This window comes from Actibacterium sp., from assembly GCF_055134745.1.
Window position 1 is genome coordinate 1 of sequence record NZ_JBSRVX010000016.1, and the last position, 15887, is coordinate 15887.

Below are 15887 nucleotides of genomic sequence, written 5' to 3' on the forward strand. Positions count from 1 at the left end.
TCCAGCAGCGCGGTATAGTAGAACGCGCGCAACAGCTTGCCGCGCCGCATGAATTCCTGGCGCAAAAGCTTGTAATCGATATCGAACCCCAGCGACTTGGCCGCTGCGTAGAGGTTCGAGCCGTCTATGAACAGGGCAAGCCGTTCGTCCTTGTAAAACATCTCAGTTTCCTCTCAAAAGCGGTCGAACAATTCGATATCGTCAGACAGCGGTCATCAGATCAAAAAGCGCGTGTGTTTTTTACAGCGATAGCAGTCAGCAAGCCTGCCAGACAAGGCAAGATATACGAAAGCATAGGCGTTATGGATAACAGAACAGGTCGCCTTTTGGTTGCATTGGGCGCAAATTTGCCGATCGGCGGGCAAACGGCGCTCGCAACCCTGCGATTGGCCGCGCAGGCGCTGGTGTCGCACGGCCTTGCACTGGATTTCAGCCGGTTTTATGCCACGCCCTGCTTTCCGGCAGGTGCCGGTCCCGACTATGTAAACGCCGCCGCCGCAGGGGTGGCACCCGCAGGCTGGAGCGCCGACCGCGTTCTGGCGGTGCTGCACCGCATCGAACACGATTTCGGACGCCAGCGCGAACAGCGCTGGGGCATGCGCACGCTTGATCTTGATCTTGTGGCCTTCGGCGACGCTGTCATGCCCGATGCCGAAACCCAGACCCGCTGGCGCAGCCTTGATGCCGCAACGCAAGCCAGCACGGCACCCGACCGCCTGATCCTGCCCCATCCCCGCCTGCAAGACCGCGCTTTCGTGCTGGTTCCGCTGGCCGATGTCGCCCCCGACTGGCGTCACCCCTTGCTTGGCCTGACCACGCTTGAAATGCTTGCGGCCCTGCCCGCAGCCGACCGCGAACAGGTGGTCCCGATCATCGCGTGATTCAGCGCTTGTCAAGGCCAAAGCCTGCCATTACATAGGCCGCCTATTGCCCCCCACCCGAACTGGAGCAGCATATGGCCCGCGTGACGGTCGAAGATTGCGTTGACAAAGTTCCCAACCGGTTTGAACTGGTGATGCTGGCCGCGCACCGCGCGCGCGAGATCGCCTCTGGCAGCCCGATCACAGTTGAACGCGACAAGGACAAGAACCCGGTCGTGGCTTTGCGCGAAATCGCCGACGAAACCCAGTCTGCCAATAATTTGCGCGAGCGGATGATCGAAAGCCATCAGACCCAGATCGAGATCGACGAGCCGGAAGAAGATTCCATGGCGCTGTTGATGGGCGGGGGCGAGGCCGACCGGCCGTCGGATGACGATATGTCGGAAGAGAAACTGCTGCGCCAACTGATGGAAGCACAGGGGCAGCGCTAGGGCCTGAACCGCCCCGGACAGGATGCGGACCGAATGCCGAAGATCGATGTCGAAGACCTGATCTCGCTGGTCCGCAACTATAACCCCAAGACCAACGAGCCACTGATCCGCAAGGCCTATGCGTATGGCGAGGCCATGCATGAAGGTCAGCTGCGCCAATCGGGCGAGCCCTATTTCACCCATCCCGTTGCCGTCGCCGCCATTCTGACGGAAATGCGGCTGGACGATTCCACAATCATCACCGCGTTGCTGCATGATACGATCGAAGATACCAAATCCACCTATGATGAAATCACGGCCATGTTCGGCGCAGAGGTGGCTGAACTGGTCGATGGCGTCACCAAGCTGACAAATCTTCAGCTGTCCTCAACCGAGACCAAGCAGGCCGAAAACTTTCGCAAGCTGTTCATGGCGATGTCCAAGGATCTGCGGGTGATCCTTGTCAAATTGGCTGACCGTTTGCACAACATGCGCACGATCAAGTCGATGCGCCCCGAAAAGCAGGCCCAGAAGGCCCGCGAGACCATGGATATCTATGCGCCGCTGGCCGGACGCATGGGGATGCAATGGATGCGCGAGGAACTGGAGGATCTGGCCTTTCGCGTGCTGAACCCCGAAGGGCGCAATTCCATCATCCGCCGGTTCATCACCTTGCAAAAGGAAACCGGGGACGTCGTTCACAAGATCACCGTCGATATCGGTGTCGAACTGGACAAGGCCGGGATCGAGGCCGATGTGTTCGGGCGGGCGAAAAAGCCCTATGCGATCTGGCGCAAGATGCAGGAAAAGGGGCAGGGGTTTTCGCGCCTGTCCGATATCTATGGTTTTCGGATCATCACCCGGAACGAGCCCGACTGTTACCGGGTGCTGGGCGCGATCCATCACCGCTGGCGCGCCGTGCCGGGCCGGTTCAAGGATTATATCAGCCAGCCCAAGACGAATGGATACCGCTCGATTCACACCACCGTTTCGGGGCGCGACGGCAAGCGGGTCGAGGTGCAGATCCGCACCCGTCAGATGCATGAGGTCGCCGAGGCCGGGGTGGCTGCCCATTGGTCCTATCGCGACGGCGTGCGGGCGCAGAACCCCTTTGCCGTCGATCCTGCCAAATGGCTGGCCGCCCTGACCGAAAGTTTTGGCAGCGCAGAGGATCACGACGAGTTTCTCGAAAACGTCAAACTTGAGATGTATGCCGACCAGGTATTCTGCTTCACGCCCAAAGGGGATGTAGTGAAACTGCCAAAAGGGGCCACGCCGCTGGATTTTGCCTATGCCATCCATACCAGTATCGGCGAAAGCTGCGTTGGCGCCAAGGTGGACCATATTCGCGTGCCGCTGTGGACCCGGCTGAAAAACGGCCAGTCGGTTGAAATCATCACGGCTGCGGGACAACGCCCGCAGGCCACCTGGACCGATATCGTGGTCACGGGCCGCGCCAAGGCTGCCATCCGCAAATCCCTGCGCGAGGAAAATCGCGAACGGTTCGTGAAACTGGGCCGCGAACTGGCGCGTGTCGGGTTCGAGAATGTCGGAAAGAAGGCCACCGACAAGGCATTGCGCACAGCCGCGAAAACAATGGGCCTGGAAGACGCCAAAGAGGTGCTGGCCCGCATCGGCAGCGCCGAATTGCGGGTGCAAGAGGTCATCGACACGCTTTATCCCGATCTGACCCGTCCGACAGGCGATGAAGTGGATGCCGGTCGTGCGGTTGTCGGCCTGTCGCCGGGGCAGAATTTCACCCGCGCGCTGTGCTGCCAGCCGGTGCCGGGCGAACGGATTGTCGGGATCACCTATCGTGGGCGGGGGGTTGTCGTGCATGCGATCGACTGCCCGGCCCTGGCCGAAATGGAGGATCAGCCCGAGCGCTGGGTTGATCTGCACTGGCATTCGGGCAAGCACCCGCCCACCAATACCGTGACGCTAAATATAACGATACGAAACGATGCCGGTGTTCTGGGTCGCATCTGCACTTTGATCGGCGAACAGAAGGCCAATATCTCGGATATGCACTTTGCCGACAGAAAGCCCGATTTTTACCGTCTTCTGATCGAAGTTGACCTGCGTGATGCAGAACATCTGCATACGGTCATGACGGCCCTTGAAGCCGAAACCGACGTTGCCGAGATAGAACGGTATCGGGATCCGTCCCGCAAACCCTGACGCTGACCGAAGGAAGCACGGCTTGGTATTCAAGCGCAGAGACAAACGGCCCCTGGTTCATACCGCGATGGCGTTGGTCTATCCGCGCGGCGGCTGGGCACGTGCATTCCGCTATATGCGTCATAGGGTGCGCCGCCTGCCCGACAGCCCGCACCGCATCGCGCGCGGGATCGGGGCAGGGGTCTTTGCTGCCTTCACGCCCTTCTATGGCATTCACTTTCTTGTCGCGGCAGCCATTGCCAAACCGATGAACGGCAACCTTCTGGCGGCCTTGGCGGGCACATTCTTTGGCAACCCGCTGACCTATATTCCCATCGGCGCCATTTGCCTGAAGACAGGGCACTTCATTCTGGGCACGCGATTCGACGAAGATGTGAACCAGTCCTTGTTCAGCAAGTTCCTGGGCGCGGCACATGATCTGCTGGACAATTTCATCGCGCTGTTCACCTCGGCGCAGGCCGATTGGACCAATCTGGTAAAATTCTTCTACGAAGTCTTCCTGCCCTATCTTGTCGGCGGTATCATTCCAGGGCTGATCGCTGCGACGATCTGCTATTATCTCAGCGTGCCGGTCGTTGATGTCTATCAGAAGCACCGCCGCACCCGGCTGAAAAAGAAGATGGATGAACGCCGCGCCAAGGCCGGATTGCGGCCGGATCATCCCGCGTGACGGTCGGCTAGAAAGGGTGTTGCGATGACGAACCATGTTCCGGCGCCGCTGGGCCATTTGCGGCTGGGGGTGAATATCGACCACGTGGCCACTGTGCGCAACGCCCGGGGGGGCGAATGGCCAGATCCGGTGCGGGCGGCACTGCTGGCTCAGCAATCGGGTGCGGATGGTATTACCGCGCATCTGCGCGAAGATCGCCGTCACATTTCCGACCATGATATTGAACGGCTGATGGATACGCTCAGCCTGCCGCTGAACTTCGAAATGGCCGCAACGGATGAGATGCAGAAAATTGCCCTGCGCCATCGCCCCCATGCGGTCTGTCTGGTGCCCGAAAAACGTGAGGAACGCACGACCGAAGGCGGGTTGGAGGTCGCCCGCGAAGAAAACCGGCTGGCCCATTTCATAGCACCCCTGCGGGATGCGGGATGCCGCGTGTCGATCTTCATCGCCGCCGATCCGCGCCAGATCGAAGCCGCGCATCGTATCGGGGCCGAGGTGATCGAGCTGCATACCGGCGCCTATTGCGACGCGCATGCCGAAGGCCGATTTGACGAACGCGACGCCGAACTGGGCCGTCTGCGCGACATGGCCGCCTTTGCCCATTCGCTGGGGCTGGAGGTTCACGCGGGCCACGGCCTGACCTATGACACCGTCGCCCCGGTTGCGGCGCTGCCGCAGGTGATGGAGTTGAACATCGGCCATTTTCTGGTGGGCGAGGCGATCTTTACCGGGCTTGGCGCAGCGATCGCGGAAATGCGGCGGCTGATGGATGCGGCCCGCGCATGATCCTGGGCATCGGCACCGACCTGGCCAATATCGACCGCATCCAGCGCACGCTGGATCGCCACGGTGACCGGTTTCGCAACCGCGTCTTCACGCCTGTCGAACAGGCCAAGGCAGAACGGCGCGCCGATACCGCCGGCACCTATGCCAAGCGTTGGGCCGCGAAAGAGGCCTGTTCCAAGGCGCTGGGTACAGGCCTGCGGATGGGGATTTCGTGGAAGGACATGGCTGTTTCCAATCTGCGGACCGGGCAACCGGTGATGCAGGTCACGGGATGGGCGGCCGAGCGCCTGGCCCAGATGACCCCGCCAGGGCATGAGGCCATCATCCACGTCACCCTGACTGACGATCACCCCTGGGCACAGGCCTTTGTGGTGATCGAGGCGCGCCCCGTGGCTTGACTCGGGCCTTGTGCCCGCTCATGTAGCGGGGACAAAACCACCAGGGGCAAGGGCAGAGCATGACGACCAAGACCAAGGACGATGGCGGTATCGTCGAAACGATCAAGACCATTGTCTATGCGCTGCTGATCGCGGGTGTCTTTCGCACGCTGTTCTTTCAGCCATTCTGGATTCCCTCCGGCTCGATGAAGGATACGTTGCTGATCGGCGATTTCCTGTTCGTCAACAAGATGGCCTATGGCTATTCGCGCTATTCCTGCCCTTTCGGGCTTTGCCCCTTTGACGGGCGTATCCTGGCCCGCGACCCCGAGCGCGGCGATGTCGTGGTGTTCCGCCACCCAGCCAATGGCGCGGATTTCATCAAGCGGCTGATCGGGATGCCCGGCGACAGAATCCAAATGATCAACGGCGTGCTCAACATCAACGGCACACCCGTCAAGCTGGAACCGGCCGGGAATTTTACCGAAACATTCGAAAAGCAGGGGCCCAGTGGCAACTATCCGCGCTGCCATAACGCGCCTGTGGGTGAAGGCGGCACATGCGAAAAGCCACGGCAGATCGAGACCCTGCCAAACGGGGTGAGCCATAATATCCTGAACATACAGGACGGAGGCTTTGGCGATAACACCAAGGTCTTCACCGTGCCTGAAGGTCAGTATTTCTTTATGGGCGACAACCGCGACAATTCCGAAGACAGCCGCTATCCGCTTGTCAGCGGTGGCGTCGGTTTCGTGCCGGCCGAATATCTGATCGGGCGCGCGGATCGGGTGATGTTCTCGGCAGCGGGACGGTCGCTGTTCTTTGTCTGGACATGGCGCCCGGACCGGTTTTTCAAGGCGATCAGGTGAAGCTGTCGGCCGAGTTGAACGCATTCTGCGCGCGGCTTGGATACGCGTTTTCGCGCCCCGAGCTGCTGGTGCGCGCGGTGACGCATTCTTCGCTCTCCACGGCCATGCGGCCCGACAATCAGCGGCTGGAGTTTCTGGGTGACCGTGTTCTGGGGCTGGTTCTGGCCGAGGCATTGCTTTCCGCCGACCGCGAGGCCAGCGAAGGCCAACTGGCACCGCGTTTCAACGCATTGGTGCGCAAGGAAACCTGTGCCGATGTCGCCCGTCAGATTGATCTTGGCGCGGTGCTGAAGCTGGGCCGCTCGGAAATGATGTCGGGTGGGCGACGTAAAGAGGCGCTGCTGGGCGATGGGATGGAAGCGATTATCGCCGCTGTGTATCTGGATGGCGGCTTTGACGCGGCGCAGGCGCTTATCCTGCGGCTGTGGGGGGATAGGATCAACGCCGTCGAGGACGATGCCCGCGACTCAAAGACAGCATTGCAGGAATGGGCGCAGGCGCGGGGGCAAACCCCGCCGCGTTATGTGCTGGTTGGGCGCGAAGGCCCTGATCATGCGCCGGTATTCACCATCGCCGCACAATTGAACAACGGCATGCAGGCCCATGCCAGCGCCGGATCGAAACGCCAGGCCGAAATGGCCGCTGCGGCAGCATTGTTGCAGGAACTGGAGGCCAAGAATGGCTGAAACACGCGCGGGCTTCGTTGCCCTGATCGGTGAACCAAATGCCGGCAAGTCCACCCTGCTGAACCGGATGGTTGGCGCAAAGGTGTCGATCGTGACCCACAAGGTTCAGACGACGCGCGCCCGTATCCGTGGCGTGGCGATGCAAGGCGACGCCCAGATCGTGTTTGTCGACACGCCCGGCCTGTTCCGTCCGCGCCGTCGCCTGGACCGCGCCATGGTGGCCGCGGCCTGGGGCGGGGCGGCCGATGCCGATATCATCATTCTGATGGTAGAGGCGACCCGTGGCCTGACCGACGGCGTCGAGGCCATCTTGCAGGCCTTGCACGAACGCATCAATGACGGGCAGATCGTTGCGCTGGCCATCAACAAGATCGACCGCGTCAAGGCGGAAACCCTGCTGGCGCTGTCGGCGAAACTGAACCAGGCCTATCCCTTTGCCGAAACCTTCATGATTTCGGCGGAACGCGGCCACGGTGTTGATCATTTGCGCAAATGGCTGGCCGAAAGCCTGCCGCTCGGACCTTGGCTGTATCCCGAAGACCAGATCGCCGATCTGCCGCTGCGGATGATCGCGGCGGAAACCACACGCGAAAAGCTGACGCTGCGCCTGCATCAGGAATTGCCGTATGAAATGACGGTGGAAACCGAGAAGTGGGAAGATCGCCCCGACGGATCGACCCGCATAGATCAGCTGATCTATGTGATGCGCGACGGCCACAAGGGTATTGTGCTGGGTCATAAGGGCGAAACGATCAAGGCCATCAGCCAGGCTGCCCGCGCCGAGATTTCAGAATTTCTGGGGCGTCCCGTGCATCTGTTTCTTCAGGTCAAAGTGCGCCCCGACTGGCAGGAAGAGGCTGAACGGTACTCAGAAATCGGGCTGGATTTCAAAGACGGCAATTCATGACGCGACTGACGGCCGAATTCTGGGTGCAGGCCTATCTGACCCGCCTGCGACTGGCGGAAATCCCGGCTTTCGTAACGGCGCATGGCGATGACACGGCCGGCTCGGTTCTGGTCAAGCTGAACACACTGGACGGGCAGGCGCGGGCGTTTCAGCGATCATTTGACCTGATGACGGGGGAAAGGGTCTGGGTTACGCTGGCCGACGGCGAAGAGAGCGATGTAGACGCCTCGATCGCGCGCCAGCGCGGATTCGACCGCGATTTGTGGGTGATCGAGGTCGAAGACCGTCAGGGGCGGCATTTGCTGGACGAGCCGGGGCTTTCATGACTTTTATGCCTTCGGCGAGAGTATTTTCGCCAAGAAGATGGGGCATGGCATGGAATGGCGCGACGAAGGGATAGTGCTGAACCTGCGTCGGCATGGTGAAACCTCGGCGATTGTCGAGGTTTTTACCGCGGGCCATGGTTATCACTGCGGGGTAGTGCGTGGCGCAACCGGTCGCCGGATGGCACCGGTTCTGCAGCCCGGTGCCCAGTTGGACATTGTCTGGCGCGCCCGCCTTGAAGATCACATCGGCACCTTCACGCTAGAGCCGCTGCGATCTCGGGCCGCACAGGTGATGGATGATCGCGATGCGCTGGCCGGGTTGAATGCGGTGACCGCATTATTGGGCTTCGCCCTGCCCGAGTGCGAGGCGCATCCGGCGCTGTATGCGCACAGTCTGGCGCTGCTGGATATGCTGGGGGTGAACCCTCTGTGGCCATTGGCCTATCTGCGCTGGGAACTGGCGCTGTTGCAGGAAATGGGCTTTGGCCTGGATCTGGCACGCTGCGCAGTGACCGGTGGGATTGAGGGCCTGGCCTATGTCTCGCCAAAATCGGGCCGCGCTGTCAGTATGGGGGCCGCGGGGAACTGGGCTGACCGGTTGCTGCCGCTGCCGCCTGAATTGCTGGGGCAGGGCGACGGCGCGCGTGCGAATATATTGGACGGATTGCGTGTAACAGGACATTTCTTGGAACAATGGCTGGCGCCTGCGCTGGGCGACCGGCCTTTGCCCGTCGCGCGCGGGCGGCTGATTGACCGGTTGCAAAAGGGGGCGCCATGAAACGTTTTGCCGAGATCAGGGAAATGGCGCTGGCCCGCAAAGGGACAGACGAGTTGGAGGCGGTAATGCCGATGCCGCCTGCGGTGCCGCTCTGCGACTTGTCAGATGACCGCATTCTGGCCCAATTCACACGCGGTATCTTTCACGCCGGCTTCAGCTGGAAGGTGATCGACGTAAAATGGCCCGGCTTTGAAACTGCCTTTCATGGCTTTGAAATCGGCCGAAATGCGATGATGTCTGACGATGATCTGGACCGGTTGCTGGCCGACAAGGGGATCGTACGCAATGCACAGAAAATTCTGGCGGTGCGTGATAATGCGATATTCCTGTCCGATCTGGCGCGCGAACATGGGGCGGCTGCACAGTTTTTCGCCCGTTGGCCGGTTACCGACACTGTGGGCCTGTTCGATCTGCTGAAAAGCCGCGGATCGCGCTTGGGTGGTGCCACGGGGCAATATGCCCTGCGGGCACTGGGCTATGATGCCTTCATCCTGACCCCCTCTGTGGTGGCCGGGCTGAACATGGCGGGTGTGATCGACGGTCCTGCGACATCGAAGGCCGCACAGCGCAAGGTTCAGGCGGCGTTCAATGACTGGGCATCTGAAAGCGGCGAGAGCTATGCACGCATCAGCAGGACGCTGGCGGCCGCCGTGCCGGACTGATCCGACAAGGCACAGCTTCATCACCTTGGAAAAATACTCTCGGGGAGCGCGAGGGGCAGACAGCCCCTCGCCCTAAACTTAGTCCAGCAGACGCCGCGCGATGACCTGCGCCTGAATTTCGGCGGCGCCTTCAAAGATGTTCAGGATGCGCGCGTCGCACAGGATGCGGCTGATCTGATATTCCAGCGCGAAACCGTTGCCGCCGTGGATCTGCAGCGCATTATCGGCGCAGGCCCAGGCAACGCGCGCGCCCAGCAGCTTGGCCATGCCGGCCTCAAGGTCGCAACGCTTGTCGTGGTCTTTCTGCCAGGCGCTGAAATAGGTGAGCTGGCGCGCCACCATGATCTCGACCGCCATCATCGCCAGCTTGCCGCCGACGCGCGGGAAGGCGATCAGCGATTTGCCGAACTGCTTGCGGTCGATCGCATATTGCATACCGACCTCCAGCGCGTTCTGGGCCACGCCCACGGCACGGGCGGCGGTCTGGATGCGCGCGGATTCGAACGTCTGCATCAGCTGCTTGAACCCCTGGCCCTCGACCCCGCCCAGCAGGTTCTCGCCCTTGACCTTGAACCCGTCAAAGCCCAGCTCGAATTCCTTCATGCCGCGATAGCCCAGCACCTCGATCTCGCCGCCGGTCATGCCGGGGGTGGGGAAGGGGTCATCCTCGGTGCCCGGCGTCTTTTCGGCCAGAAACATCGACAGACCGCTGTAATTGCTGGTGGCCGGATCGGTGCGGGCCAGCAGTGTCATCACATGGGTGCGCGCGGCATGGGTGATCCAGGTCTTGTTGCCGGTGATGATGTAATCGTCACCCTCTTTCACGGCGCGGGTGCGCAGGCTGCCCAGATCGGAGCCGGTATTGGGTTCGGTGAACACGGCCGTGGGCAGAATTTCCGCACTGGCGATTTTCGGCAGCCAATGCGCCTTTTGCGCATCGGTGCCGCCGCACAGGATCAGTTCGGCCGCAATCTCGGACCGCGTGCCAAGGCTGCCCACCCCGATATAACCGCGCGACAATTCTTCGGACACGACCACCATGGATGCCTTCGACAGGCCCAGCCCGCCGAATTCTTCGGGGATGGTCAGCCCGAACACGCCCATTTCACCCAGTTCATGCAGGATTTCCATGGGGATATAGTCGTCGTTCAGGTGCCATTCATGGGCGAAAGGGGCGACCTTTTCATCGGCAAAACGGTGGAACTGGGCGCGGATCATTTCCAGATCTTCATCCAGGCCGCTGGCGCCAAAGGTCGCATGGCCATGATTGTCCTGCATCAATGCCACAAGGCGCATCCGGGCAGTGGTGCTGTTGCCCGAGTTGCGCAATGTCGTCACTGCGGGTTGCAGCAGAATATTCTGATCTTCCCCGGTCAGGCCGATATCCGAAAGACGGGCCATTTCGTTCTGGCTCATCGGGATGCCACCCAACATCTGCGACAGATACTCGCCAAAGGCAATCTGCAGGATCAGCTGTTCCATTTCACCGAACTTGCCGTCCTGTTCCAGCCGCTCTGCCCAGGCCTGCATCTGCGTCAGGGCCAGAACATAGGTCGACAGCCATGACAGGGCATGCGCGCCATGCTGGTTTGCCTCAAGCAGCCCGGCCGAAACCTTGCCATCCTTTGACACGGTGTCGCGCAGGGCGGCGGTCGCGCGCTCCAGCAGCGTCTGGGTCAGCGGCACAGCGGCAGCGGTCAGTGACAGAAGGTCTGGCAGAACGGCACCGGGTGCGGCGTGATGTCCATCGTGGGGCATGAATCGGCTCCTTACAGATCGGTTTCGCTGGGCATAGGGTTTTTGCAGGTGCAGCGCAATAATAAGCCGCCATCCCGCTCCATTTTGAAGCATTATAACGCGAAGGATTTCGCGCTATGCCGTATATAGCGGCGAAAAGAAAAAAGGCGCGCTTTTGGATGAAAAGCGCGCCTTTTTATTTCGGATGGTCGCGATCAGCCGATTGCGGCGGCTTTTACGTCTTCGTCTATGAAGGGAACATATTGCGCGAAATTCGCGGCGAACATGTTGACCAGCTTCTTGGCCTGGGCGTCATAGGCGGCTTTGTCGGCCCAGGTCTGACGCGGGTCCAGCAGTGTTGAATCCACGCCGGCCAGTGCCAGCGGCACTTCGAAGCCGAAATTCACATCCTTGCGGAATTCGACATTGTTCAGCGTGCCTTCCAGCGCGGCGGTCAGCAGCGCCCGGGTGGCCTTGATCGGCATGCGCTTGCCGGTGCCATAGGCGCCCCCGGTCCAGCCGGTATTGACCAGCCAGCAGGTCGCGCCATGCTTGGCGATCTTTTCCTGCAACAGCTTGCCGTAAACCTCGGGGCGGCGCGGCATGAAGGGCGCGCCAAAGCAGGTGCTGAAGGTGGGCTCTGGTTCGACCACGCCACGTTCGGTTCCGGGGGTTTTCGACGTAAAGCCGGACAGGAAGTGATACATCGCCTGGGCCGGCGTCAGCCGCGAGATCGGCGGCAGAACACCGTAAGCATCGCAGGTCAGCAGGATGATATTCTTCGGATGCCCGCCCAGCGCCGTTTCGGAGGCGTTGGAGATGTATTCCAGCGGATAGGCGCAGCGCATGTTTTCGGTCAGGCTGGAATCCTGGAAATCCAGATCGAAGGTTTCGGGATCATGGATCATGTTTTCGATGACAGTACCGAATTTATGCGTGGTGGCATAAATTTCCGGCTCGGCCTCGGGTGACAGGTTGATGGTTTTGGCATAGCAGCCGCCTTCGAAGTTGAAGGTGCCGCGGTCCGACCAGCCATGTTCGTCAACGCCGATCAGGGTGCGCGCGGGATCGGCCGACAGCGTGGTTTTGCCGGTGCCCGAAAGTCCGAAGAAAATCGCAGTATCCACCGGGTTTCCGATGGCATGGTTGGCCGAGCAATGCATTGCCATCACGCCCTTGCCGGGCAGGATATAGTTCAGCAGCGTGAAGACCGACTTCTTGTTCTCGCCGGCATATTCGGTGCCACCGATCAGGATCAGCTTCTTGTCGAAATTCAGCGCGATCACCGTGCCACTGCGGCAGCCATGTCTGGCCGGGTCGGCCTGGAAGCCGGGACAGTTGATGATGGTGAATTCGGGGGTAAAGCTGTTCAGTTCTTCGCGCGAGGGGCGGCGCAGCAGGTGGCGGATGAACAGCCCATGCCAGGCCAGTTCGGTCACGACGCGCACGTCCAGCCGGTGTTCGGGATCGGCACCGCCGTAAAGATCCTGCACGAAGTAATCGCGGCCCTTCATATGGGTCAGCATGTCGGTGTAAAGCTGATCGAACGCCTCGGGCGTCATCGGCTTGTTGTTTTCCCACCAGATGCTGTCTTCGACAGACGGGGTGCGCACCACGAATTTGTCTTTGGGCGATCGGCCGGTATGGTCGCCCGTCGTCACCAGAAAGGCGCCGCCCTTGCCCAGGGTGCCTTCGTTGCGCTTCAGCGCGGCTTCGACCAGTGCGGGTTCAATCAGGTTATAGTGAACTTGCCCAAGCCCGGTGATGCCCTGATCTTCCAGCCGTTGCGAAGGATTCACCCGTCCAGTTGTCATGTGCTCGCTCCTGACGCCGTCCGTCCCGGACGGTTCGATTGATCTGTTGCCTGTAAAAGGGGCCTGACCCCGCCCCGCGCAGTCGGCGGGTGGCACCCTATAACACGCGGCTTCCGCGAGGGAACAGCTTCGTGACGGATCGTGTCAAAGGTTAGCGCAAACCGAGCGAAGGTTAGCGCAACCGCGATGATGGATAAGCGACAATAAGTGGTGCATATTAGCAATGTGTAACGTTTTTTACCGTTCACTGATGCCCCGGCAGGGGGTGATTCGCGTTTAGGGATTGATTCCAAGGGGCGAATTGGCAAAATGTGGCAAAAAATAGACAAAGAGCAGAGGTATAACTCCATGTCACGGATCGCACTTGTTGACGACGACAGGAATATTCTGACGTCGGTTTCGATGACGCTCGAAGCCGAAGGTTTTGAAGTTGAAACATATAATGACGGTCAATCCGCGCTGGATGCCTTCAACAAGCGCCTGCCTGACATGGCGGTGCTGGACATAAAGATGCCGCGCATGGACGGAATGGATCTGTTGCAGCGGTTGCGGCAGAAGACCACGATGCCGGTGATTTTTCTGACATCGAAGGATGACGAGATCGACGAGGTGCTGGGCCTGCGCATGGGGGCCGACGATTACGTGAAAAAGCCGTTCTCGCAGCGCCTGCTTGTTGAACGCATCCGCGCGCTGTTGCGCCGGCAGGAAGCGATCATCGCCGATGAGGCCGGCACGCCCGAGGAAAGCAAGCTGATGGTGCGCGGCGAATTGTCGATGGACCCGCTGCGCCATGCCGTGACCTGGAAGGGCAAGGATGTTTCGCTGACGGTGACGGAATTTCTGCTGCTGCAGGCCCTTGCCCAGCGGCCTGGCTTTGTCAAAAGCCGCGACCAGCTTATGGATGTGGCCTATGACGATCAGGTCTATGTGGATGACCGCACCATCGACAGCCACATCAAACGGCTGCGCAAGAAGATGCGCCAGGCAGATGATGACTTTTCGGCCATCGAAACGCTTTATGGCATCGGATATCGTTATAACGAAGAATGACTTGACCCGCGGCGCCCGGACAGGGGACTGACTTGCGCGACACCAAACCATCAGCCGACGGATTTGTCGTCATCGGGGAAGACTGGGTCGCGCCGACCCAGTCCGAGGATTCCGAAATTCGCGACCGGCGACGCAAGCGCAGCGTGATTTCGCTGAACCGTTCGCCACTGGCGCGCAAGATCATCACATTCAACCTGTTGGGGTTGATCGTTCTGGTTGCCGGGGTGCTGTATCTGAACCCCGGCCGCGACAGCCTGGTGCGGCTGCGCGAACAGGCCTTTATCAATCAGGCCGAACTGATCGCCGATGTGTTCGAGGCCCAGATGCCGCGGGGCGGTCCGGTCAACCTTGCCACGCGCGATGGCATTGACCCGACCGCGACACTGGGCGGTCTGGACCTTGTAAACGGTATCGAGGTTTTCGTTTTCGATGCTACTGGAAATCTTGTCGTTTCAAGCCAAGGCATGACGCGCCCCGCAGATCAGGCCGCTTCAGGCAAGGAACGCTCGACCGTCATTACCGGGTTTCTGAATTTCGTGTGGGAAGGTCTGTCGGCCCTGGTCAGCCGCGGCGAACCGCAACAGCCCGATCTGACCCCGGCGCAGTTGTCGCAGATGATCGTTCCGGACGCATTGGCGGGCGATACCCTGTCGCGCACCGGCACGGATGCCGCAGGCAGCACCATCTTTTCCGTCGCGACCCCGATCGCCGGGCCGGGGGGGCGGGTTATGGGTGTGATTGCGCTCAGCTCTGTCGCGGGCGAGATTGATCTGCTGGTGCGATCAGAACGCGAACAGGTCCTGCAGGTCTTCATGATCGCGATGCTGGTGTCGGTTGGCCTGTCGATGGTGCTGGCCAGCACCATTGCCAACCCGCTGTCAGATCTGGCCGCAGCGGCGGAAATCGGCCGTGACAAGAATGCCCGCAAGATGAATCCGGGCCGGGTGCGCATCCCCGATCTTACGGCGCGGCCTGATGAAATCGGCCGTCTGTCCGGGGCATTGCGGGGGATGGTCGCGGCGCTTTATGATCGGATCGACGCCAATGAACAATTTGCCGCCGATGTCGCGCATGAGATCAAGAACCCGCTGGCATCCTTGCGATCTGCTGTCGGCACGCTGCACCTGACCCAACGCGACGATCAGCGCAAGAAGCTGCTTGAGGTCATCGAACATGACGTGCGCCGGCTGGACCGGCTGGTCAGTGATATCTCAAATGCGTCGCGGCTGGACAGCGAACTGGTCAAAGAGGAAGAAAAACCCTTTGACCTGATCAAGCTGTTGCAATCCTTGAATGCGCATCTGGGACAAGAGGCCAAGGCCAAAGGCGTTGATTTCATTGCCGATCTGCCCGACACCCCGATCGAGGTCATGGGGCTGGAGCCGCGCCTGGCGCAGGTATTCGTGAATCTGATCACCAATGCGATCTCTTTTTGCGAAGAAGGCGATGCCGTGCGCGTCTGGGCGCGTCGTCGTGAAAACCGCGTTCTTGTCGTCGTCGAGGATACCGGGCCGGGTATCCCCGAACAGGCCCTGACCAAGGTATTCAAACGCTTTTATTCCGACCGTCCGGCCACGCATTTCGGAAATAATTCCGGGCTGGGCCTGTCGATCTCCAAGCAGATCGTCGAGGCGCATGGTGGTGTGATCTGGGCCGAAAACATCCGCCCGACCAATGCCGATGCCACATCGGAACCGCTGGGGGCCCGTTTCGTGGTCGGCCTTCCGGTCTGACCCATGTCGCAGCGGGG

17 protein-coding genes are annotated in these 15887 nt (G+C 60.5%); 14 read left to right on the top strand and 3 right to left on the bottom strand.

What is annotated here, in order from left to right:
* On the bottom strand, positions 1–161 hold a 161-nt coding region (locus tag ACTCHC_RS03415; protein ID WP_463021082.1), incomplete at its 3' end, for an NYN domain-containing protein.
* A gap of 141 nt (positions 162–302) precedes the next feature.
* On the opposite strand from ACTCHC_RS03415, the gene folK reads away from it, so the two are divergent.
* From folK to ACTCHC_RS03475, 12 genes are all read left to right on the top strand, one after another.
* Positions 303–881, top strand: coding sequence for a 2-amino-4-hydroxy-6-hydroxymethyldihydropteridine diphosphokinase (folK, locus tag ACTCHC_RS03420; RefSeq protein ID WP_463021053.1), 579 nt, complete (start codon positions 303–305; stop codon positions 879–881).
* A 74-nt stretch (positions 882–955) separates the two neighbouring features.
* Positions 956–1312: a DNA-directed RNA polymerase subunit omega gene (rpoZ, locus tag ACTCHC_RS03425; RefSeq protein WP_463021054.1), complete on the top strand. Its 357-nt coding sequence runs from the start codon at positions 956–958 to the stop codon at positions 1310–1312.
* 33 nt (positions 1313–1345) lie between these two features.
* The gene (locus tag ACTCHC_RS03430) at positions 1346–3472 is read left to right on the top strand and encodes a RelA/SpoT family protein (protein ID WP_463021055.1); all 2127 of its coding nucleotides are present in this window, start codon (positions 1346–1348) and stop codon (positions 3470–3472) included.
* Positions 3473–3539: 67 nt separating this feature from the next.
* Complete coding sequence (locus tag ACTCHC_RS03435) at positions 3540–4142, top strand: DUF2062 domain-containing protein (protein ID WP_463021056.1); 603 nt, start codon at positions 3540–3542, stop codon at positions 4140–4142.
* Between the two features lie 24 nt (positions 4143–4166).
* Positions 4167–4931, top strand: a complete 765-nt coding sequence (locus ACTCHC_RS03440; RefSeq protein ID WP_463021057.1) for a pyridoxine 5'-phosphate synthase — start codon at positions 4167–4169, stop codon at positions 4929–4931.
* On the top strand, positions 4928–5329 hold the full coding sequence (acpS, locus tag ACTCHC_RS03445; RefSeq protein ID WP_463021058.1) for a holo-ACP synthase: 402 nt from the start codon (positions 4928–4930) through the stop codon (positions 5327–5329). The genes ACTCHC_RS03440 and acpS overlap by 4 nt, the downstream gene beginning before the upstream one ends.
* Before the next feature lie 59 nt (positions 5330–5388).
* A complete protein-coding gene (lepB, locus tag ACTCHC_RS03450; RefSeq protein ID WP_463021059.1) occupies positions 5389–6177 on the top strand; it encodes a signal peptidase I in 789 nt (262 codons plus the stop codon).
* Entirely contained in the window at positions 6174–6863 is a 690-nt protein-coding gene (rnc, locus tag ACTCHC_RS03455) for a ribonuclease III (RefSeq protein WP_463021060.1), read from the top strand. Before lepB ends, rnc begins: the two co-directional genes overlap by 4 nt.
* Positions 6856–7770: a GTPase Era gene (gene era, locus ACTCHC_RS03460; RefSeq protein WP_463021061.1), complete on the top strand. Its 915-nt coding sequence runs from the start codon at positions 6856–6858 to the stop codon at positions 7768–7770. Before rnc ends, era begins: the two co-directional genes overlap by 8 nt.
* Positions 7767–8096 carry a DUF1491 family protein gene (locus ACTCHC_RS03465; RefSeq protein ID WP_463021062.1) on the top strand — a complete coding sequence of 110 codons (330 nt, stop codon included), beginning with the start codon at positions 7767–7769 and terminating at the stop codon, positions 8094–8096. Before era ends, ACTCHC_RS03465 begins: the two co-directional genes overlap by 4 nt.
* A 49-nt stretch (positions 8097–8145) precedes the next feature.
* Positions 8146–8874, top strand: a complete 729-nt coding sequence (gene recO / locus ACTCHC_RS03470; RefSeq protein WP_463021063.1) for a DNA repair protein RecO — start codon at positions 8146–8148, stop codon at positions 8872–8874.
* Positions 8871–9536, top strand: a complete 666-nt coding sequence (locus tag ACTCHC_RS03475; protein ID WP_463021064.1) for a DNA-3-methyladenine glycosylase I — start codon at positions 8871–8873, stop codon at positions 9534–9536. The genes recO and ACTCHC_RS03475 overlap by 4 nt, the downstream gene beginning before the upstream one ends.
* Before the next feature lie 78 nt (positions 9537–9614).
* Here the strand turns inward: ACTCHC_RS03475 and ACTCHC_RS03480 are convergent, their stop codons facing one another.
* Both ACTCHC_RS03480 and ACTCHC_RS03485 read right to left on the bottom strand, forming a co-directional pair.
* Positions 9615–11294, bottom strand: a complete 1680-nt coding sequence (locus ACTCHC_RS03480) for an acyl-CoA dehydrogenase family protein (RefSeq protein WP_463021065.1) — start codon at positions 11292–11294, stop codon at positions 9615–9617.
* Between the two features lie 194 nt (positions 11295–11488).
* Complete coding sequence (locus ACTCHC_RS03485) at positions 11489–13087, bottom strand: phosphoenolpyruvate carboxykinase (RefSeq protein WP_463021066.1); 1599 nt, start codon at positions 13085–13087, stop codon at positions 11489–11491.
* A gap of 348 nt (positions 13088–13435) precedes the next feature.
* Here ACTCHC_RS03485 and ACTCHC_RS03490 point away from each other — a divergent pair, with 348 nt between their 5' ends.
* Both ACTCHC_RS03490 and ACTCHC_RS03495 read left to right on the top strand, forming a co-directional pair.
* A complete protein-coding gene (locus tag ACTCHC_RS03490; protein WP_463021067.1) occupies positions 13436–14137 on the top strand; it encodes a response regulator transcription factor in 702 nt (233 codons plus the stop codon).
* Positions 14138–14169: 32 nt separating this feature from the next.
* Positions 14170–15870 (top strand): sensor N-terminal transmembrane domain-containing protein, encoded by a 1701-nt coding sequence (locus ACTCHC_RS03495; protein ID WP_463021068.1) that lies wholly within the window; start codon positions 14170–14172, stop codon positions 15868–15870.
* The last annotated feature ends 17 nt before the right edge of the window (positions 15871–15887 follow it).

What these genes read in the sequence shown, in the direction of transcription:
- folK (WP_463021053.1), top strand. Translation starts at nt 303, where the DNA reads ATGGATAACAGAACAGGTCGCCTTTTGGTTGCATTGGGCGCAAATTTG.
- rpoZ (WP_463021054.1), top strand. Translation starts at nt 956, where the DNA reads ATGGCCCGCGTGACGGTCGAAGATTGCGTTGACAAAGTTCCCAACCGG.
- ACTCHC_RS03430 (WP_463021055.1), top strand. Translation starts at nt 1,346, where the DNA reads ATGCCGAAGATCGATGTCGAAGACCTGATCTCGCTGGTCCGCAACTAT.
- ACTCHC_RS03435 (WP_463021056.1), top strand. Translation starts at nt 3,540, where the DNA reads ATGGCGTTGGTCTATCCGCGCGGCGGCTGGGCACGTGCATTCCGCTAT.
- ACTCHC_RS03440 (WP_463021057.1), top strand. Translation starts at nt 4,167, where the DNA reads ATGACGAACCATGTTCCGGCGCCGCTGGGCCATTTGCGGCTGGGGGTG.
- acpS (WP_463021058.1), top strand. Translation starts at nt 4,928, where the DNA reads ATGATCCTGGGCATCGGCACCGACCTGGCCAATATCGACCGCATCCAG.
- lepB (WP_463021059.1), top strand. Translation starts at nt 5,389, where the DNA reads ATGACGACCAAGACCAAGGACGATGGCGGTATCGTCGAAACGATCAAG.
- era (WP_463021061.1), top strand. Translation starts at nt 6,856, where the DNA reads ATGGCTGAAACACGCGCGGGCTTCGTTGCCCTGATCGGTGAACCAAAT.
- ACTCHC_RS03465 (WP_463021062.1), top strand. Translation starts at nt 7,767, where the DNA reads ATGACGCGACTGACGGCCGAATTCTGGGTGCAGGCCTATCTGACCCGC.
- recO (WP_463021063.1), top strand. Translation starts at nt 8,146, where the DNA reads ATGGAATGGCGCGACGAAGGGATAGTGCTGAACCTGCGTCGGCATGGT.
- ACTCHC_RS03475 (WP_463021064.1), top strand. Translation starts at nt 8,871, where the DNA reads ATGAAACGTTTTGCCGAGATCAGGGAAATGGCGCTGGCCCGCAAAGGG.
- ACTCHC_RS03480 (WP_463021065.1), bottom strand. Translation starts at nt 11,294, where the DNA reads ATGCCCCACGATGGACATCACGCCGCACCCGGTGCCGTTCTGCCAGAC.
- ACTCHC_RS03485 (WP_463021066.1), bottom strand. Translation starts at nt 13,087, where the DNA reads ATGACAACTGGACGGGTGAATCCTTCGCAACGGCTGGAAGATCAGGGC.
- ACTCHC_RS03490 (WP_463021067.1), top strand. Translation starts at nt 13,436, where the DNA reads ATGTCACGGATCGCACTTGTTGACGACGACAGGAATATTCTGACGTCG.